This window comes from Archangium sp., from assembly GCF_057119385.1.
In genome coordinates, this window is record NZ_DBNGVP010000180.1 from 59,563 (window position 1) to 75,454 (window position 15,892).

Annotated in this window: 16 protein-coding genes; 4 read left to right on the plus strand and 12 right to left on the minus strand. The window is 70.9% G+C overall.

Annotation, left to right across the window (positions count from 1 at the left end; all coding sequences use genetic code 11):
• Position 1: 1 nt before the first annotated feature.
• The 4 genes from AC16DP_RS42195 to AC16DP_RS42210 all read right to left on the minus strand — a co-directional run bounded on the left by AC16DP_RS42195 (position 2) and on the right by AC16DP_RS42210 (position 3,031).
• Positions 2 to 1,072: a cyclic nucleotide-binding domain-containing protein gene (locus tag AC16DP_RS42195; RefSeq protein WP_329732199.1), complete on the minus strand. Its 1,071-nt coding sequence runs from the start codon at positions 1,070 to 1,072 to the stop codon at positions 2 to 4.
• Positions 1,073 to 1,271: 199 nt separating this feature from the next.
• Complete coding sequence (locus AC16DP_RS42200) at positions 1,272 to 2,006, minus strand: competence/damage-inducible protein A (protein ID WP_329732198.1); 735 nt, start codon at positions 2,004 to 2,006, stop codon at positions 1,272 to 1,274.
• Between the two features lie 12 nt (positions 2,007 to 2,018).
• A complete protein-coding gene (tmk, locus tag AC16DP_RS42205; RefSeq protein ID WP_329732197.1) occupies positions 2,019 to 2,693 on the minus strand; it encodes a dTMP kinase in 675 nt (224 codons plus the stop codon).
• On the minus strand, positions 2,690 to 3,031 hold the full coding sequence (locus AC16DP_RS42210) for a hypothetical protein (protein ID WP_329732196.1): 342 nt from the start codon (positions 3,029 to 3,031) through the stop codon (positions 2,690 to 2,692). Before AC16DP_RS42210 ends, tmk begins: the two co-directional genes overlap by 4 nt.
• A gap of 202 nt (positions 3,032 to 3,233) precedes the next feature.
• Here AC16DP_RS42210 and AC16DP_RS42215 point away from each other — a divergent pair, with 202 nt between their 5' ends.
• Complete coding sequence (locus AC16DP_RS42215) at positions 3,234 to 3,659, plus strand: hypothetical protein (RefSeq protein ID WP_329732195.1); 426 nt, start codon at positions 3,234 to 3,236, stop codon at positions 3,657 to 3,659.
• A gap of 78 nt (positions 3,660 to 3,737) precedes the next feature.
• Here the strand turns inward: AC16DP_RS42215 and AC16DP_RS42220 are convergent, their stop codons facing one another.
• The 5 genes from AC16DP_RS42220 to AC16DP_RS42240 form a co-directional block, all read right to left on the minus strand.
• Entirely contained in the window at positions 3,738 to 4,118 is a 381-nt protein-coding gene (locus AC16DP_RS42220; RefSeq protein WP_329732194.1) for a hypothetical protein, read from the minus strand.
• Between the two features lie 96 nt (positions 4,119 to 4,214).
• A complete protein-coding gene (locus tag AC16DP_RS42225) occupies positions 4,215 to 5,216 on the minus strand; it encodes a hypothetical protein (RefSeq protein ID WP_329732193.1) in 1,002 nt (333 codons plus the stop codon).
• A 247-nt stretch (positions 5,217 to 5,463) separates the two neighbouring features.
• On the minus strand, positions 5,464 to 6,792 hold the full coding sequence (gene thrC / locus AC16DP_RS42230; RefSeq protein WP_329732192.1) for a threonine synthase: 1,329 nt from the start codon (positions 6,790 to 6,792) through the stop codon (positions 5,464 to 5,466).
• Positions 6,793 to 6,797: 5 nt separating this feature from the next.
• Complete coding sequence (locus tag AC16DP_RS42235) at positions 6,798 to 7,364, minus strand: hypothetical protein (RefSeq protein WP_329732191.1); 567 nt, start codon at positions 7,362 to 7,364, stop codon at positions 6,798 to 6,800.
• A gap of 37 nt (positions 7,365 to 7,401) precedes the next feature.
• Positions 7,402 to 8,043: a protein-L-isoaspartate(D-aspartate) O-methyltransferase gene (locus tag AC16DP_RS42240; RefSeq protein ID WP_329732190.1), complete on the minus strand. Its 642-nt coding sequence runs from the start codon at positions 8,041 to 8,043 to the stop codon at positions 7,402 to 7,404.
• A 166-nt stretch (positions 8,044 to 8,209) separates the two neighbouring features.
• Between AC16DP_RS42240 and AC16DP_RS42245 the strand changes: the two genes are divergently transcribed.
• Together AC16DP_RS42245 and AC16DP_RS42250 are read left to right on the plus strand one after the other, a co-directional pair.
• Positions 8,210 to 8,572 (plus strand): STAUR_1299 family protein, encoded by a 363-nt coding sequence (locus tag AC16DP_RS42245; RefSeq protein WP_329732189.1) that lies wholly within the window; start codon positions 8,210 to 8,212, stop codon positions 8,570 to 8,572.
• 109 nt (positions 8,573 to 8,681) lie between these two features.
• Entirely contained in the window at positions 8,682 to 9,884 is a 1,203-nt protein-coding gene (locus AC16DP_RS42250; protein ID WP_329732188.1) for an alanyl-tRNA editing protein, read from the plus strand.
• 42 nt (positions 9,885 to 9,926) lie between these two features.
• On the opposite strand, the gene AC16DP_RS42255 is transcribed toward AC16DP_RS42250, so the two are convergent.
• From AC16DP_RS42255 to AC16DP_RS42265, 3 genes are read right to left on the minus strand one after another with little or no spacing between them, the layout of a single operon-like run.
• Positions 9,927 to 11,936: an SIR2 family protein gene (locus AC16DP_RS42255; RefSeq protein ID WP_329732187.1), complete on the minus strand. Its 2,010-nt coding sequence runs from the start codon at positions 11,934 to 11,936 to the stop codon at positions 9,927 to 9,929.
• Between the two features lie 51 nt (positions 11,937 to 11,987).
• On the minus strand, positions 11,988 to 12,674 hold the full coding sequence (locus AC16DP_RS42260; protein WP_329732186.1) for a GAF domain-containing protein: 687 nt from the start codon (positions 12,672 to 12,674) through the stop codon (positions 11,988 to 11,990).
• Positions 12,671 to 13,162, minus strand: coding sequence for a hemerythrin domain-containing protein (locus AC16DP_RS42265; protein ID WP_329732185.1), 492 nt, complete (start codon positions 13,160 to 13,162; stop codon positions 12,671 to 12,673). The genes AC16DP_RS42260 and AC16DP_RS42265 overlap by 4 nt, the downstream gene beginning before the upstream one ends.
• Positions 13,163 to 13,646: 484 nt before the next feature.
• On the opposite strand from AC16DP_RS42265, the gene AC16DP_RS42270 reads away from it, so the two are divergent.
• Positions 13,647 to 15,779 carry an ATP-binding protein gene (locus tag AC16DP_RS42270; protein ID WP_329732184.1) on the plus strand — a complete coding sequence of 711 codons (2,133 nt, stop codon included), beginning with the start codon at positions 13,647 to 13,649 and terminating at the stop codon, positions 15,777 to 15,779.
• Positions 15,780 to 15,892 lie beyond the last annotated feature (113 nt).

Here is a 15,892-nt window from a genome sequence, read left to right on the forward strand (position 1 = left end):
CTCAGGCCCGCGGGGTTCCGCCCCGCGGCACGGAATCCCAGTACAGCCCGGCGCTGCTCAGCAGGCGCTCGTTGCCCAGCCGCGAGAGCGCCTCGCACACACCAGGGTCGGACAGCAGGTGCCGCTCGCAGCTCCCCCAGTCCAGCCGCAGCAGGACGCAGGCGGTCTCCGCGCACACGGTCGCCGTGGCCGCCAGGCCGAGCATCAGGGCGATCTCCCCGAACATGTCCCCCTCGCCCAGCGTGCGCAGGGGGACCTGGCTCCCGTCCGCGTGACGGTGCAGCACCTGGCACCGCCCGCGCAGCAGCAGGTACAGGGCATCCACCTCGCGGCCCTGCTCCAGCAGGAGCGTGCCCGCCGGCCGGGTGCAGATCTGGAAGTCCCGGGCCAGGGCCTCGCGCTGCTCGGGGCCGAGGCTGCGGAAGAGCGGGTTGCCGCGCAGCACGTCCTCCAGCAGGCGCTCGCGGTGGAAGCCCTGCAGCACGTCCTCCACCGACGGGTGCGTCTGGAGGAGCTGCTCCAGCTGCTCCCGCGTCAGCTCCAGCACCGCCGTGCGCTCGAAGGCCCGCACGGTGGCGAAGCGCGGGGTGCTGGCCAGCAGCGACATCTCCCCGAAGAACTCGCCCTCGCCCAGGAAGGCCACCGTGCGCCGGCGCCCCGACTTGAGCGTCCGCACCACCTCCACGCTCCCCTCGACGATGGCGAACATGGAGCTGCCCGGCTGCCCCTCCTCGACGATGTTCTCGCCCGCCTGGAAGATCCGCGGCTCCAGCGTCTCCATCATCGACAGCAGCTCCCGCGGACCCACCCGCGCGAGCAGCGAGGCGCGCGGCACCGCTTCGGCCCCGGTGGACACCTTCTCGGCGGCGGCCTCCAGGAACCGGGTCCTCGGGACGGCGGGCCCCGGCGGCGCGGAGGGATCCAACCGGCGGGCATCCAGCTCCGCCAACAGCCGCCGCGCCGGCTCATGCGCCGGATCCAGCCGGAGGATGACCTTGCACAAGGCAATGGCGCGCACCAGCAACCCTTGCCGCGCCCAGAGTTCCGCCAGTTGTTCGTAGCCCTCGAGCATCACTTCCGCTGGTTCACGAGCGAAGGACTGAATAACCCCAGCTTCCTGCTGACGCAATGTGTCGGACATCGTTCCCCCCTCTGACCTGGCTCCCCCCGGAGTCCGGGCGGTGGAGCGTGTCGAGGCTCAGAGTGCGCGCCCGTGGCTCCCCTGTCTGTGAGGGGGTTCACACACGCGGGGAGATGTCCTCCACCCCACACTACTCCGTCCGGACCACCGAGCCCGCGGGCAGCCCGGTCCGCAGCCGGGTCAGGGCCAGCTCCACGGCGTCCGGCTCCACGCTCTCCACCGTCACCTTCACCACGTAGTCCAGCGAGCGATCGAACATCGGGTAGGAGCCGATGGCCACGTGCGGCATGTCCAGCGCCACCCGGTCCAACACCGCCGCCACCGCGCTCTCCCCCAGGTTGAGGTACAGCACGCGCAGGTGCATGGGCGTCCCGCGCAGCTGTGCCAGCACCGCCTCCAGCTGCGTGCGGAAGAGCTGCGGCACTCCGGGCAGCATGAACACGTCCCCCACCGTCAGCACCGGGTACCAGCTGCCCGGCTGGGCGAGCAGCACCGCGCCCTCGGGAGCGTCCGCCAGCCGCATCGCCTCGGCCGTCGGCTCGTCCACCGCCTTCTCGCGGATGAGCGCCACCATCTCCGGCAGCCGCACCACCTTGCGCCCCATGGCCAGCGCCACCGCCCGCACCGTCACGTCGTCGTGCGTGGGGCCGATGCCGCCACTGGTGAAGACGTACTTCGCGCGCAGCCGCGCCCGCGCCACCGCCTCCACGATGATGTCCACCTCGTCCGGGACGATCTCCAGCGTGCGCAGGGGAATGCCCACCTCCCGCAGACGCTTGATGAGGTGGGGGCCGTTGGCATCCACCACCTTCGCCGTGAGGACCTCGTTGCCGATGATGACCGCCGCCGCGCCGGTGGGATCCATGCGGCCGGGACTCTACCGTACCGCCGCTCGCGTGGGCTTGCGTCCGAGCAGTTTGCGCACCTGGGCCAGACAATCGGCCGTCACCGCCTCCACCGTCTGGTCCCCGTCGATGCGCACCACGTGCTCGCGCTTGCCCCTCAGTTTGATGGCCGCCTCGTACTGCTTGGAGATGCGGCGCTGCTTCTCCTCCGCGTCGAAGAGCTCCTCCGGCCCGCCCCGCGCCGCCCGCCGCCGCGCCGCCACCTCGATGGACACCCCGACGAAGAGCGTCAGGTCCGCCGGCACCGCGTGCGCGTTGATGGACTCCACCCACTCCATGGGCAGCGACGCCCCCTGGTACGCCAGCGACGACAGCACCGAGCGATCACTCAGCACCACCTGCCCCGCCTCCAGCGCCGGCAGCACCTTCGCGCGCAGGTGATCCGTCCGGTCCGCCGCGTACAGCAGCGCCAGTGTCTCGGGCGCCAGCGGCCCCGCGCCTCCGGGCAGCACCAGCCGCCCCGTCAGCGCCTGACGGATGAGCACGCCCACCGGCCCGTCCGAGGGCTCGCGCGTGGTGAGCACGGACTGGCCCTCGGCCCGCAGCGCCGACGCCAGCCGCTCCACCTGCGTGGTGGTGCCGGCCCCGTCCAGGCCCTCGAGGACGATCAGACGCCCGCCGCGCGCGGGCTTGCGTGCCGGACTCACCGGGGCAGCAACGCCCTGGGATCGTCCAGCCCCAGCCGGTGGCGCAGCTCCAGCATCGTCTCGTAGCGCACCAGCTCGTCCGCCAGCACCGTGCGGCCCTGCCGGTAGCGCACCACCCCGTAGATGACCAGCCCCAGCGTCGCCGCCAGGCCCAGCCACGCCACGTGCGGCGCCCTCGTCGAGTCCCAGAAGAGCTTCGCCGTCGCGCCCCCGAGGATGAAGGACACCACGAAGGACACGCCCGCGTGGGCGAACAGAAGCGTGCTCTGGCGCGTGGACAGCGCCTCCTGGAGGCGCTCGAGCTGCTCGTGGAGATTCTGCTGCGTTTCTGCGTTCACGGGGGCGGCAACCTAGCGGAAGCGGCGGGCCACGTCGACTCCGCACACCGGGCTCCTGGAGTGGGTAGGCCCTCAGCGCAGCAACACCTACAATACAGGATTCGAGAATCCGATAATTCGACAAATCGGTGTAACCGGATCAGCGGGGCTGTCGTACCGCGAGCACCCACTCCACGAGACGCTCGGCCTGTCCGACGCGGAGGTGCAACTGCTCGTCGCGAACACCCAGGAGGGCTACGGCGAGCGGCTGCAGGAGCTGGGGCTCGAGCCGGAGCAGATCCGCGAGCTGCTCACCCAGACGGATCCGCCGCTGTTCGCCTTCTCCGGCGGCCTGGGTGACTACGTGCCGTTCGGCAACCCCAACCCCATGTTCGAGACGCTCGCCGCGTTCGGTCTGAGCGGGGATGAGGCGTTCCGGTTCCTCCAGGAGCACGGCGGCGCGCTCGCGGCGTTCGACACCGTCATCGCGGACCCGTACAACGCGGAGGCCTCGCTGGGGAACGCGCTCGCCTCGGGCGACTTCTCCGCCTTCCGCGAGAATGCGCTGGAGCGGTTGCCCGACGACATCGCCGACGCCCTGCGGCCCTATCTGAACGCGCAGCCGAACACCGAGTACTTCGAGAACTGAGGCCCCGGAGAGCAACCCGGGGCACCCGGCACCCTCACCCCGTCCCTCTCCCGGTGGGAGAGGGAATGTGTGCGCGGGTTACTGCCGCGTCAGCGTGATGGAGGTCCGCGCCACATTGCACGCGGTGGCGGAGCTGGCCGCCTCGAAGTAACCGGTGATCTTCTCGCCGTCGTACTCGCCGTCGATCTGGATGATCGTGTTCGAGCTCTCCGAGCCCGACCCGGACCCACCGAACTCCACGCTCGTCTCGGCCAGCGTTCCAGCGAGGGTCCCATTGTTGAAACAGGTGGCCTTGTTGGTGCTGAGCACTCCGGTCACGGCCACGATGGAGCTCGAATACTGCTCCTTCACGTTCACGGTGACATCCCAGCCGGATGCGCTGCCCTTCCACGTCCCGACGAGGTTGTTACCGCCACATCCACAAACAGCGAGGGCCATACAGGCAACCCACTTCTTCATGCGCTCTCCTGGAGAGACTGCGAGTGAAGTGGGGCACTATAGGTGGGGCCGCCCGCATCGCATCCAGATTCGCGGGCAGCTCCACCTTCTCGAATCTCAAGGTCCGCAAGTGGTGCGTCCATACGCCGTGACGCACACCCCCGAGACGGCAGGCGGCCCCCAGAGGTGCAGGCGGCAACCGTCGTCCTGCATCAAGGTCCCGGCCACCGCGTCCGTCCAGACGCAACGCTGCAACCCGTGCAACTCGGAGCCATCCGAGCCGCGCGCCCACGCATCGAGCGTCCGCTCCGCGTAGTCCAGGCCCGGCGGCCCCTGCCAGGTGCCCAGCTCCAGGCTCCAGCCCTCGTCGAGCACCGCCTCCATGGGCAGCCGCAGGGAGGCCCCACGGTAGGAGAGCTCCGGCCCCGTGCCAGGGGCGACGACCTCGAGGATCTGCCCCGAATTCCGCCGGGGATGGCGCTCGGGCTCTCCCATCCGCAGGATGCCGCGGATGTCGGTGAGCACGAGTCCCTCACCGCCCACCCGCACCTCGCCTCGCGGAGTGTCGGCGAAGAGGGCGATCGACGCCTCGATCGCGCCTCCGACGAAGTAGCGCCCCACCCCCGGTTGACCGGGCGCTGCGTACGGATGCTCCAGTTCCAGCAACTCGAGCCGGGTGGGCTCAAGGCAGGTGAGCTCGAAGGCATCCTCATAGCGGACCTCGCTTCCGGCCATCACCCGCACCCGCACCTCGTGCGCGCGCCCCGGCTCCGCGTCACAGCGCGTGCGCAGCCGGTAGCCTCCTGGCAGGTAGCGGGCCGGGGATTCCTCGCGGGAGACCTCGAAGTCGAACCCCGGCGGGGCCTGGACCTCGAGCGTCGTGCCCTTGAAGTCCCACCGCTCGACCCGGTCCGCCTCCATCGGATCGATGTGTTCCGGCCACGTCCGCAAGTCGTTGAGCCGCACGGTCGTGTACAGGCCCGAGGCCACCTCCTCGGAGGAGTGGAGGTACAGCTCCCCGTGCTTTCCCGTACCCCGCGGCTCTTCACACCCCGCCACGACGGCCATCCACGCGATCAGTCCCAGTGCTCCCGCGCCGCGTCTCGTCAGCATTGCCATTCGGACCCCCCTCTTGTGTTTGCGAGGGGCCGACTGAGCAAGCCGTGTTCCAAGCACGCGTGACACGCGCAAGACGGGTGGGCTGACTCCCAAGCCGCGACATCCGTGTCAGGTTCATCGGGGCCGCGGTCGAAGATCCATTGCCCGTGGTCTCGGGCCTCACGGGGGCAACCCGGGGCGCTCGATACCCTCACCCCGTCCCTCTCCCGGGGGGAGAGGGGAAATGGGGGGTGATTGGAGCTGGGCGCTACAGGTCCGACAGCGCCGCGCGCACCGCGTCCAGGTTCGCGGGCAGGTCCACCGGCGGGTTCGCGTAGCGGCTCTTCACATCCTCCAGCACTCCCCGGTGGTAGCCCACCTTGAAGTCCGGGAACTTCAGCCCGTGCGCCGTGGACACCACCGCCACCCGCGCTCCCCGCGCAATCACTCCCTGCGCTACCAGCTTCTCCAGCGCCGCCAGCGCCACGCCCGTGTGCGGACACGTGAACGTCCCCTCCCGGTCCGCCCTCGCCGCCGCGTTCGCCAGCTCCGACTCCGTCGCCTCCTCCACCACTCCGTCGAACGCCTTCAACATCTTCACCGCTCGACGGAACGACACCGGCGCGCCAATCTGGATCGCCGACGCCAGCGTCTTCTCCGCCTTCATCGGCACCAGCTCCGCGAAGCCCCCACGGAAGGAGCGCATCAGCGGATTGGCCCGCTGCGCCTGCCCCACCGCGATCCGCGGACGCTTGGAGATCACCCCCAGCGCGTGCATCAGCTCGAAGCCCTTGCCCAGCGCGCTCGCGTTGCCCAGGTTGCCACCCGGAATCACCACCCAGTCCGGTGGATCCCACTCCAGGTCCTGGCACAGCTCGATGGCCACCACCTTCTGCCCCTCGATGCGCAGCGAGTTCATCGAGTTGGCCAGGTACAGGCCCGAGTCCTTCGTCACCTGCTGCACCAGCTTCATGCAGCCGTCGAAGTCCGTGTCCAGCGACAGCACCCGCGCCCCGTTCGCCACCGGCTGCACCAACTGCGACAGCGACACCTTGTCCTTCGGCAGGAACACCACCGACGGAATCCCCGCCGCCGCGCAGTAGGCCGACAGCGCCGCCGACGTGTCTCCCGTCGACGCGCACGCCACCGCCCGGATGGGCACGCCCTTCGCCCGCATGTGCTTCACCGCGGACACCAGGACCGTCATCCCCCAGTCCTTGAAGCTGCCCGTCGGCGAGACGCCGCACTCCTTCAAATCCAGGCTCGCCAGCCCCAGCTCCGCCGCCATCCTCGGCAGCGCCTTGAGCGGCACCCGCCCCTCTCCCAACGAGACGATGTCCCCCGCCGGAAGCCGCGGATACACCCACTCGTGCTTGCCCCATACCCCCGAGGCGTACGGCAGCCGCGAGGCCCCGAAACGCTGCTCGAAGCGCCGCTTCCACTCCTCCGCGGACACCGAGCGCAGCGCCTCCACGTCGTGCGCCACCTCCAGCAACCCGTCGCACTTCGGGCAGCGGTAGACGACCTCCAACAACGAGGCCCGGAAGCCACAGCCCTCGCTGCAGGCGTATTCGGCGTGAAAGGCAGGCGTTCCCATGGTGTTCACTCCGCCGCTGGAATCATCGTGCTGCACGTCACACAGGCCCGGCCCGCGTACCCCGGCGTGTGGCACTTCGGACACGCCGTCCGCTCCCCGGACTGCGGCGGCTTGCCGGACGCGGACGCCTCGGCCGGCGCCAGGCGCGCCTTGGGCAGCCGCATGCCGCAGCGATCACACACCGCCCCGATGTCCTGCACGTTGCGGCAGTACCGGCAGACGACCGGGCCCGTGGGTGCCGCCGTCTTCAGTCCGTCGGACATCGCCCGGCCCGTGTCCATGTCCTGGACCGGCGCCACCACGACGTTGCCCGCCGCGGCGGAACGGCCCGTGTCCAGCTCCGGCACCGCCTGCACGGCGACCTCCGGCACCGCCTGCTGGGCCGTCAGCTCCAGGTCGGGAATCGCCGCGGTCTGCACCGGGGCGCGCCCTCCCGCCAGCTGCGTCTGCTCCAGCTCCGCCAGCCGTGTCACCGGCACCGCCACCGGCGCGGTCGTGAACAGCTTCTTCCCACAGACTTCACACTCGGTGCCCTGAGCCTGCTGGTGCTCGCACACGGGGCAGATGATCATGACCAGGAGGTTAGCCGGTCCCCAGCGGATGGAGCAATCAATGCACGAAGTCCGGCGGCGGCGCGCTCGTCATCGGCACGAAGCGCACGCCCAGCAGCTTCTCCACCTGGGGGGCCTCCCCTCGTAACGGCCGCGTCACCCGGATCAGCTCCTGGGAGCCCTGCCTCGGGCCCACCGGCAGCACCAGCCGCCCGCCCGGCCGCAACTGCTGGTAGAGCGCCGGGGGCAGCCGCTCCGGGGCCGCCGTGCCGATGATGGCGTCGAATGGCGCGTCCTCCGGCCAGCCAGCCGTGCCATCGCCTACCCGGAAGTGGATGCCGCCGAGGCCCATCCGCTCCAGCCGCTCCCGGGCCGGTCCCGCCAGGTCCGGGAGGCTCTCCACCGTGTACACCTCGGCCCCCAGCCGCGCGAGCACGGCCGTCTGGTAGCCCGAGCCCGTTCCAATCTCCAGCACCCGCTCCCCGGGTTGGAGGTTCAACGCCTCCGTCATGAAGGCCACGATGAACGGCTGGCTGATGGTCTGCCCATGGCCGATGGGCAGCGGCGTGTCCTGTCCCGCCACGTCCCGCATCGACTCGGGGACGAACGCCGCCCGGTCCAGTGCTCGAATCACCTCGAGCACCCGCGCGTCGGAGATGCCCTGCCGCCGGAGTGCCTCCGCGAGTTCCACGTCTCCCATGGGACCAGCCTAACCACATCGAGGCACTCCCGCAGGCCCTGCCTCGCTTCCCCGGGAACGGAGCGGACACTCACGGCGCCCGCCCCGTCCCGGCGACACTCGCCCGAGGCTTCCCCTTGCACTTCCCGGTGGGCCATGGTGGGAATCCGGGCAGGAGAGCCCACGCATGGACGCCGCCGCCGACGAATTGCTCCGCCTCGCCTTCGACCGCGCCCCCGCCATGGAGGCCAACCAGGCCATCGCCCGCATCCGCGACGCCGCCGGAGATGAGCTCTCCGGCGCCACCAGCTACGAGCTCGTGCTGCCCGCGGACAACGTCCGCTCCTTCCTGCTCGACTACACCCTGCCCCGGCTCGTGGACTACCTCGAGTCCAGCGGCGCCAAGCTGCCCCACTGCGGCGGCGTCTTCCTCTCCGTGTTCTCCGGAGACACGCTCCACTTCCTGCACGCCCGGGACGTCGTGGAGCTGCTCTCCCGCTGGAGCGGCCTGTCCATGGCCGAGCTCAAGACGCGCTACGGGCCCAAGTAGAGGGCCCGGGCCGCCCCCCCCCCGGTCCGGGTGTCCCCAGGGCCCGCCGTCAGCCCGGCGAGCATCCTCGTCCTCCGGCTCGCGCCTCCGTGTTATCCCTCCCGGAGCCATGACCCCCACCGAGCGCCTCTACTACAGCGATCCCTTCCTCTTCCGGTTCACCGGGCGCGTGCTCGCGCATGGCACGTGGAACGGTGCCCCGTCCGTCGTGCTCGACCGCAGCGCCTTCTATCCCGAGGCCGGTGGCCAGATGGCCGACCGGGGGGTGCTCGGCGGCCGGGCCATCCGCGACGTGCAGGTGGATGACGCGGGGGTGGTCCACCACATGCTGGAGCTGTCCGAGGGCGCCACGCTCCCCGAGGTCGGCACCGAGCTGGCCGGGGAGATCGACCGGGTCCGCCGCCGCACGCACATGGCGCTGCACACCGGCCAGCACATGCTCTCGCGCGCGCTGGTGGACGTGGCCAACGCCCACACCGTGTCCTCGCGCCTGGGCGAGACGCTGTGCACCATCGACGTGGACCTGGACGTGCTCGACGAGCGCCGCGTCGCCGAGGCCGAGGACCTGGTCAACTCCATCATCGACGACGACATCGTCATCCGCGCCTTCTTCCCCACGCCCGAGGAGCTGGCCACCCTCCCCCTGCGCCGCGCCCCCAAGGTCACCGACAACATCCGCGTCATCCAGATGGGGGACTTCGACGTGTCGCCCTGCGGCGGTACGCACTGCACGCGCTCGGCGCAGGTGGGCCTGGTGCGGGTGCTCGGCGTGGAGCGCTACAAGGGCAAGGGCCGCGTCCTCTTCTCCGCGGGCCGCCGCGCCCGGACCGGGCTGTGGGAGGAGGCCGGCACCCTGCGCGCGCTCGGCAAGAGCTTCTCGTGCGGACCGCTGGATGTGCCCGCCTCCGTGGACAAGCTGCGGCGCGACCTGACCGAGGTGCGCGAGGCGCTCGGCGCCGCCCGGGCGAAGCTCGCCGAGTCCACCGCCGCCGAGCTCGCCGCCCAGGCCGAGCAGTCCCCCGGCAAGCCCGTGGTGGCGGTGCTCGAGGGTGCCACGCCCGAGGACCTGCGCTCCGTCGCCGCCCGCCTGACGAGCCGGCCCGAGGCCGTGGTGCTGCTCGCCGGCCGGAATCCCGACGGCCTGTCGGTGCTCATCACCCGGGGCAGTGGCTCCAGCTTCGGCTGCGGGGCCTTCCTCAAGCGCGCCGCCGAGGCCGCCGGAGGCCGCGGAGGTGGCCGCCCCGAGCACGCCGAGGGCCGCCTGCCTCCCACCACCGACTGGCCGGCCATCGTGGCCTCGCTGCTCGGTTGAGACGCGCGGGGCCGGTGCCTCCCGGGAGGACCAGCCCCGTCTTCACGGCCGCGCGTCCTTGCGCGCCAGGAGGTCTCTCGCGGCGAGCTCCACCGCCCGGCATCGCAGGACGGTCCTCCCTTCCTCGTCACCGCGCACCAGCCCGGAGAAGTACAGCCGCACCTCCGGTTCCTCGATGTGGTTGTCCAGCGGCTCGAGCGCGTTCACGGGCCGGCCCGCGAGCAGCTCGTGCAGCACGAAGCGGCAGCCCCGCGCCCCCGAGTAGCCGTTGCGTTCGTCCTCGCGCAGCACCTCCTGGAGCACGCCGCGCACCCACGGGCTTCTCGCCAGGCGCTGGGTCACCGACTCCCGGTCGAGCGCTCCCGCTCCGGCCACGACCTCCTCGAGCAGGCCCGGGTGACCGCCCGTGGCCTCGTGGACCTCCCGGGCCCACCGCTTCCCGTCCAGACCCGCTCCGTCGAGCAGCTGGCACACCTCGTCCACCGTGAAGTCGGGCACCTCGCGCCGCGGCGCGTCCTTGTACACGGAGGACTTCGCCACGTTGTGCTGCAACCACGCGCCCCGTGCCCCTCCTCCCGCCACCAGCAGGTGGAGCTCCACCTTCGACGGCTCCTCCAGCAACCGCCGCAGGTGCTTGCCGAACATTTCCAGGTGTCCCAACGGCCCCCACTCGTAGCGCAGGACGAACAGGTGCTCGCGCCCGAGTCCCTCGGCCTGCTGGCGCAGGTGCTCCATCAGGGCGTCGAAGCTCGTGACGCTCTTGTCTTCCGCGAGGGCGCGGCAGTAATCGGCTTCCGTGCAGTCCGGCACGTTCGGCGGCTCCAGCCAGGTGACCCGCTTCCCGTACGGCTCCGCCAGGCGGCGCGCGATCGACTCCGCCCCCCCTTCCTCGGGCGCGAACAGCACCAGCCGGTGCTGGGTCCAGAGGATGCGGGCGTACACGTGCTCCAACGCCTCCCGGGGAACGAGTGGTGGATTCCGTGGGACGGGAGCTGGCCGCGGCGGGGCGGTGGGGGCCGCCTGCGGAGGAGGCACCTGGGACGGCCCGGAGAGAAACGACTCGAGCAGGAACGCGTCCGGCGAGGGCGCGGGCCCCACCTTGGTGGGAACGGACGCGGGTGCGGGTATTCCCCGCGTGGGCTCGACAGCGGGACCTGGCCCGCGAGGCAGCGGCATGCGGGACGCGGGGGGCTCACCGAAGGCCGCTCGGGACAGCGCGTTCAGACAGGCCGCCAGCGGCGGGCCGTGATCCTCGTACTCGATGAGCTGGATGTTGTAGCGGGGCCACAGCGCGCCGCGCTCGATGCTCCCCTTCTTCATCAGCGCGAAGCTCGGCACGTGCCGCCCCTTCGTGATGCCCAGCACGTGCTCGATCTGCTTGAGCACGTAGGGATCGCTGAAGCTGAAGCCCACGTAGAGGAAGGGCCTGGCGCGGATCCACTCGCGCAGCCGCACCAGCGCGTTCGTGTACTGCGAGTAGCGCCCGTCCTGATGGGTCCCATCTCCATAGAGCCGCGCGTAGTCCGCCCCACCGAGGATGAGTGTCGAGAGCCGGTGGATGGTGCCGTGCAGGTACCAGAGCCGCGGCGCGTCCGGCGAGGCCTCCGCGTCCATCAGGTGCAGCTCGTCGTCCTGATCATTGGAGAGGGGCTCCGCGCCCTCCTGGCCCCACAGCAGGACGTCGTCGTAGTTCGTCGTGAGCATCACCTCGGGCCGCAGGCTCCAGAGCGCCCGCACCACCGAGAGCTCCGCGTCCGCCGGCCGGCGCACCCGCAGCCGCTCGCGCAGGAAGCGGTTGAAGCGGAACGCCCCCATCTCCTTGAAGCCGATCTCCGCCGCCGTGAGGAAGTCGCCCCCGGCGATGTGCCGCCGCACCTCGGCGACCACCGTCTCCGGCAGCGCCTCCTGCTCCAGCCTCTCCGCGAGCCCCTCGAGCAGCTGCTTCCACGAGGGAAACAGCTCCCGCTTCACCCCCATGCTCACACCCGCTCCCACGAAGGGAACCACCTGGTGTTTGCGTACCGCCTCGATCAGCTCTCTCGGAAGAGTCATGGCCCCCTCGGTCTCCGCCCGAAGCATAGCGCGGGCGGAGAACGGGGAGGGTCACTCCGACGAGCCCGAGAGCCCCGCCAGCGCTCCGAGTCCGCGCTGGAACTCCTCGAACGAGATCTGCCCGTCGGCGTAACGCTCGCTGAGGCTCAGCAAGGGCTGGGCCTCGGCGACGGCCAGCCACGCGTTCCGGGCCTGCGCCTCGGCCTCGGAGGAGGACGCCGGAGCCGGCACCTGGCGGGCCAGCTCCTCCAGGCGGGCACTGGCGCGCCGGGCCAGTGCCCTCAGCTTCGTCAGCACCTCGGGCGTCAGCCGCGCGGGCTTCGCGTCGATGACGCAGAAGGAGCCCACCGTCTGCCCCTGCACCTCCAGCGGGAAGCCCACGTAGGCCCGGATGCCGTAGCGCTCCACCAGATCCCTGGGCAGACCGGGCTCGCGCTCGGCGTCCTCGATCTCCAAGCAGTCACCCCGGGCCACCACGAACTGGCAGAAGGACGTGCAGCGATCCGTGGCGAGCGTCGCCGAGAGATCCGGCGGCAGCCCCACCTGCGCCCGGAAGAACTGGATCTTCCGCACCACCAGGCTCACCAGCCCGATGGGAAAGCCCGTCAACGTGGTGGCCTCGGTCACGAGCGCCTGCAGCTCCGGGTCCGGCGTGGACTCGAGCAATGGGGCATCGAAGGACGCCAGCCGCTCGGCGTCGTCCAACACCGACATGTCCTTGGGAGGCACGAAGTTCATCGGCCACCTGCCTGCCAGGGTGGCGAGGAGAGGGTCTGGATACGCAGCGACCGGGCGGGCTGCTGCATCCGGGTCTGCTGACGCAGGCACAGCGGGAAGACGGACTTCTCCTCGGTGTCCATCAACGAGCGCAGCGCGGCGGCCACCGTCCGGAAGCGCTGGTGGAGCCGCTCCGGATTCGTGTCCACGTTGGAGAAGAAGCCGAGCACCGCGCTGGACATCACCGTCAGGTTGGTGCGGAAGATGTTGAGCAGCGTGAGCGTGGTCGCGTCCTTCGAGTCCTGGCAGCTCGCCACCACCACCTCGTAGAGCTGCTCCTTCGCCCGCTGGTGGGGCACGAAGACGTCATGGAGTTGCCGCAACAAGCCTGGCAGCTCCGACGCGCTCGCCTTCTCGCAAACACCGAGGAGCACGCGCAGCCGACCGTGGTCCCGCTTCAACGTCTCCACCCGATTGATCATGGTGGGGGGAGCTACTGCGACGGACATGCCAACCGCCCTTCTCTTGGGTTCCAACAATCCAGCAGGACTCGAACTGTAGCGTCTCGCCACAATCCTGGGGACCCCCTGGGATCGTGGCGTTCCGGGACTGTGGCGTTGTGCCACACCCTCCCCGGAGCGGGAGCCCCGCTGTACCCGGCGAGTCCTTGGCAGGGTGAACAGCGGACGGACAGGCTCGGGCCCCCATCTAACAACCCAGGCTCCTTCCCGCATGTCCGCGAGCACCCATCACCGGCGTGGACCGCTGGGAGTTCCGCGACGGCCGCATCTGCCACGACCAGGCCTTCCATGCTCTCTCCTCCCTGCCGCGGCAGGTGGGCCTCATCCCTTGAACGCCGGGTGTGGGGCGCCCAACGCTGGGGGTCTCGCCACCTGAGAATCGCCACTTGCCTCGTTCACTGCCGGGCGTTGCTCCGGGACGGCCATGAGGGGGAGCGGGCAAGCGGGAGTTCGACCTGTCACGATCTCCCGCATGATTCCCCTGACGGACACGCACGGCCGGGCACCGCCGCGACTCGAGCAGCTGCTCGAGGTCGTCACGGACGGAGTGCTCGCCCTCGACGTCCAGGGACGGCCCACCTACGTCAACACCAGCGCCGAGCGCATCCTGGGCCGCTCCCGGCACCTGCTGCTCGGCCGCCGGCTCTGGGCGGAGCTGCCCGGGTTGGAGGAGACGGAGCTGTACCGGGCCTGCCACCGCGCGCTCGCGGAGAGCACGCCCACCACGGTAGAGGAGCACCTCGCGTCGCTCGGGGCCTGGTTGGAGGCCCGGGTGTTCCCCACCAGCGAGGGGCTGCTCGTGTTGCTCCGGGACGTGACGGCGCTCAAGCACATGGAAGCCGTGCGCTCGCGCTGGAGGGCGGAGCACCTGGCGCAGGACCTGAGCCGAAGCGAGGCGCGCTTCCGCTCGCTGGAGCTCATCTCCGAGGCGAGTGCCGCGCTCTCCTCCACGTTGGAGCTGCGCCAGGCGTTGGAGCGCCTCACCCGGAGCCTGGTGCCGCGCTTCGCCGGGTGGTGTGGCATCTACCTGCGCCAGGGCAAGGGTCCGCTGGAGCGGGTGGCCTTCACCGACGTGGATCCCGTCCGCGCCCTGCGGCTGCGCAAGGCGGGCAAGCAGTGGGAGGGTCCGTACCCGCTGCCCACCGCGGTGCTGGAGGGCGGCCGGCCCGAGCCCCTCCCCGTGCTCACCGAGGAGGCGCTCGCCCCGGAGCCGGACGAGGCGCTCCGGGAGCTGCGGCGCGCCTTCGTGGGGATGAGGGGGCTGGCGGTGCCCATCGTCCTGGACGGGCAGAAGCCCGGAGTCCTCGTGCTCGCCACGGGCGACGAGTACCGCGCCTACGACGCCGACGACGTGCGCCTCTGCGAGGAGCTGGCGCACCGGGCCGCCATCACCGTGGAGCACGCGCGCCTCTTCGAGCTGGCGCGCCAGGAGCGGGACCGGGCCGAGGAGGCCAACCGCGCCAAGGACGAGTTCCTCGCCACCGTCTCGCACGAGCTGCGCACCCCGCTCACGGCCATCCTCGGCTGGACCAGCATCCTGCGCACCAGCACGCTCACCCCGGAGAAGCAGACGCGCGCCCTGGAGACGGTGGAGCGCAGCGCCAGGGCCCAGGCGCAGATCGTCGATGATCTGCTGGACATCTCGCGCATCGTCGCCGGGAGGATGCGTCTGGACATGCAACCGGTGAAGCTGGCGCCCGTGGTGGAGGCGGCGCTGGACGCGGTACGCCCGGCGGCGGCCGCCCGGAACGTCCAGCTCGAGCCCCAGCTGGAGGCCGGCGTGGGCTCCGTCCAGGGAGATGCCCAGCGGTTGCAACAGGTGGCGTGGAACCTGCTCACCAACGCCATCAAGTTCACGCCCGATGGAGGCCAGGTGACGGCCCGGCTGCGGTGCGTGGAGGGCCACGTGGAGCTGCAGGTGACGGACTCGGGCAAGGGAATCGATCCCGCCTTCCTGCCCCATGTCTTCGAGCGCTTCCGGCAGGGCGATGGCAGCTCCACCCGCCGCTACGGAGGCCTGGGGCTGGGACTGGCCATCGTGCGCCACCTGGTGGAGCTGCACGGAGGCACCGTCCAGGCCCACAGCGAGGGCGAGGGCCGCGGCTCCACCTTCACGATGCGCCTGCCCCTGATCGCGGCGCGCCCACCGGAGGGCGCGTCCCCGGGCATCTCGTCGATGCTCCCGGATCCCTCGCTGGCCGCGTACCTGCCGGATCTCTCCGGCGTGCGCGTGCTGGTGGTGGATGACGAGCAGGGCACCCGCGAGTTGCTGCGGGCCCTGCTGGAGGAGCGCGGCGCGGTGGTGTCATCCGCCTCCAGCGCGGCCGAGGCGCTCGAGCAGCTCCAGCGCGCCCCACCGGATCTGCTCGTCTCGGACATCGGCATGCCGGACGCGGATGGCTACACCTTCATCCGCCAGGTGCGCGCCCTGCCTCCCGCGCGGGGAGGCCAGGTGCCCGCCGCCGCGCTCACCGCCTATACGCGCTTGGAGGATCGCACGCGCGCCTTGAGCGCGGGCTTCCACGTCTACGTGCCCAAGCCGGTGGATCCGATCGAACTGGTGATGGCGCTCGCCAATCTGATCAATCGCTTTGCCCGAAATTGAGAGCCGCGCTCAGTTGCTCGCTCTGCGGAAGACGAGCCGGCGAGCGCTGGGGGTGCTTGGACAGGCTGTCTGAGTTCAAACTATCATTCGATCCCCCGGACCCTGGCTCGTTC

Bases quoted from the DNA above. Each gene is read 5' to 3' on its own strand.
- AC16DP_RS42195 (WP_329732199.1), bottom strand. From the start codon at position 1,072: ATGCTCGAGGGCTACGAACAACTGGCGGAACTCTGGGCGCGGCAAGGG.
- AC16DP_RS42200 (WP_329732198.1), bottom strand. From the start codon at position 2,006: ATGGATCCCACCGGCGCGGCGGCGGTCATCATCGGCAACGAGGTCCTC.
- AC16DP_RS42220 (WP_329732194.1), bottom strand. From the start codon at position 4,118: ATGAAGAAGTGGGTTGCCTGTATGGCCCTCGCTGTTTGTGGATGTGGC.
- AC16DP_RS42225 (WP_329732193.1), bottom strand. From the start codon at position 5,216: ATGGCAATGCTGACGAGACGCGGCGCGGGAGCACTGGGACTGATCGCG.
- thrC (WP_329732192.1), bottom strand. From the start codon at position 6,792: ATGGGAACGCCTGCCTTTCACGCCGAATACGCCTGCAGCGAGGGCTGT.
- AC16DP_RS42235 (WP_329732191.1), bottom strand. From the start codon at position 7,364: ATGATCATCTGCCCCGTGTGCGAGCACCAGCAGGCTCAGGGCACCGAG.
- AC16DP_RS42240 (WP_329732190.1), bottom strand. From the start codon at position 8,043: ATGGGAGACGTGGAACTCGCGGAGGCACTCCGGCGGCAGGGCATCTCC.
- AC16DP_RS42245 (WP_329732189.1), top strand. From the start codon at position 8,210: ATGGACGCCGCCGCCGACGAATTGCTCCGCCTCGCCTTCGACCGCGCC.
- AC16DP_RS42250 (WP_329732188.1), top strand. From the start codon at position 8,682: ATGACCCCCACCGAGCGCCTCTACTACAGCGATCCCTTCCTCTTCCGG.
- AC16DP_RS42255 (WP_329732187.1), bottom strand. From the start codon at position 11,936: ATGACTCTTCCGAGAGAGCTGATCGAGGCGGTACGCAAACACCAGGTG.
- AC16DP_RS42260 (WP_329732186.1), bottom strand. From the start codon at position 12,674: ATGAACTTCGTGCCTCCCAAGGACATGTCGGTGTTGGACGACGCCGAG.
- AC16DP_RS42265 (WP_329732185.1), bottom strand. From the start codon at position 13,162: ATGTCCGTCGCAGTAGCTCCCCCCACCATGATCAATCGGGTGGAGACG.
- AC16DP_RS42270 (WP_329732184.1), top strand. From the start codon at position 13,647: ATGATTCCCCTGACGGACACGCACGGCCGGGCACCGCCGCGACTCGAG.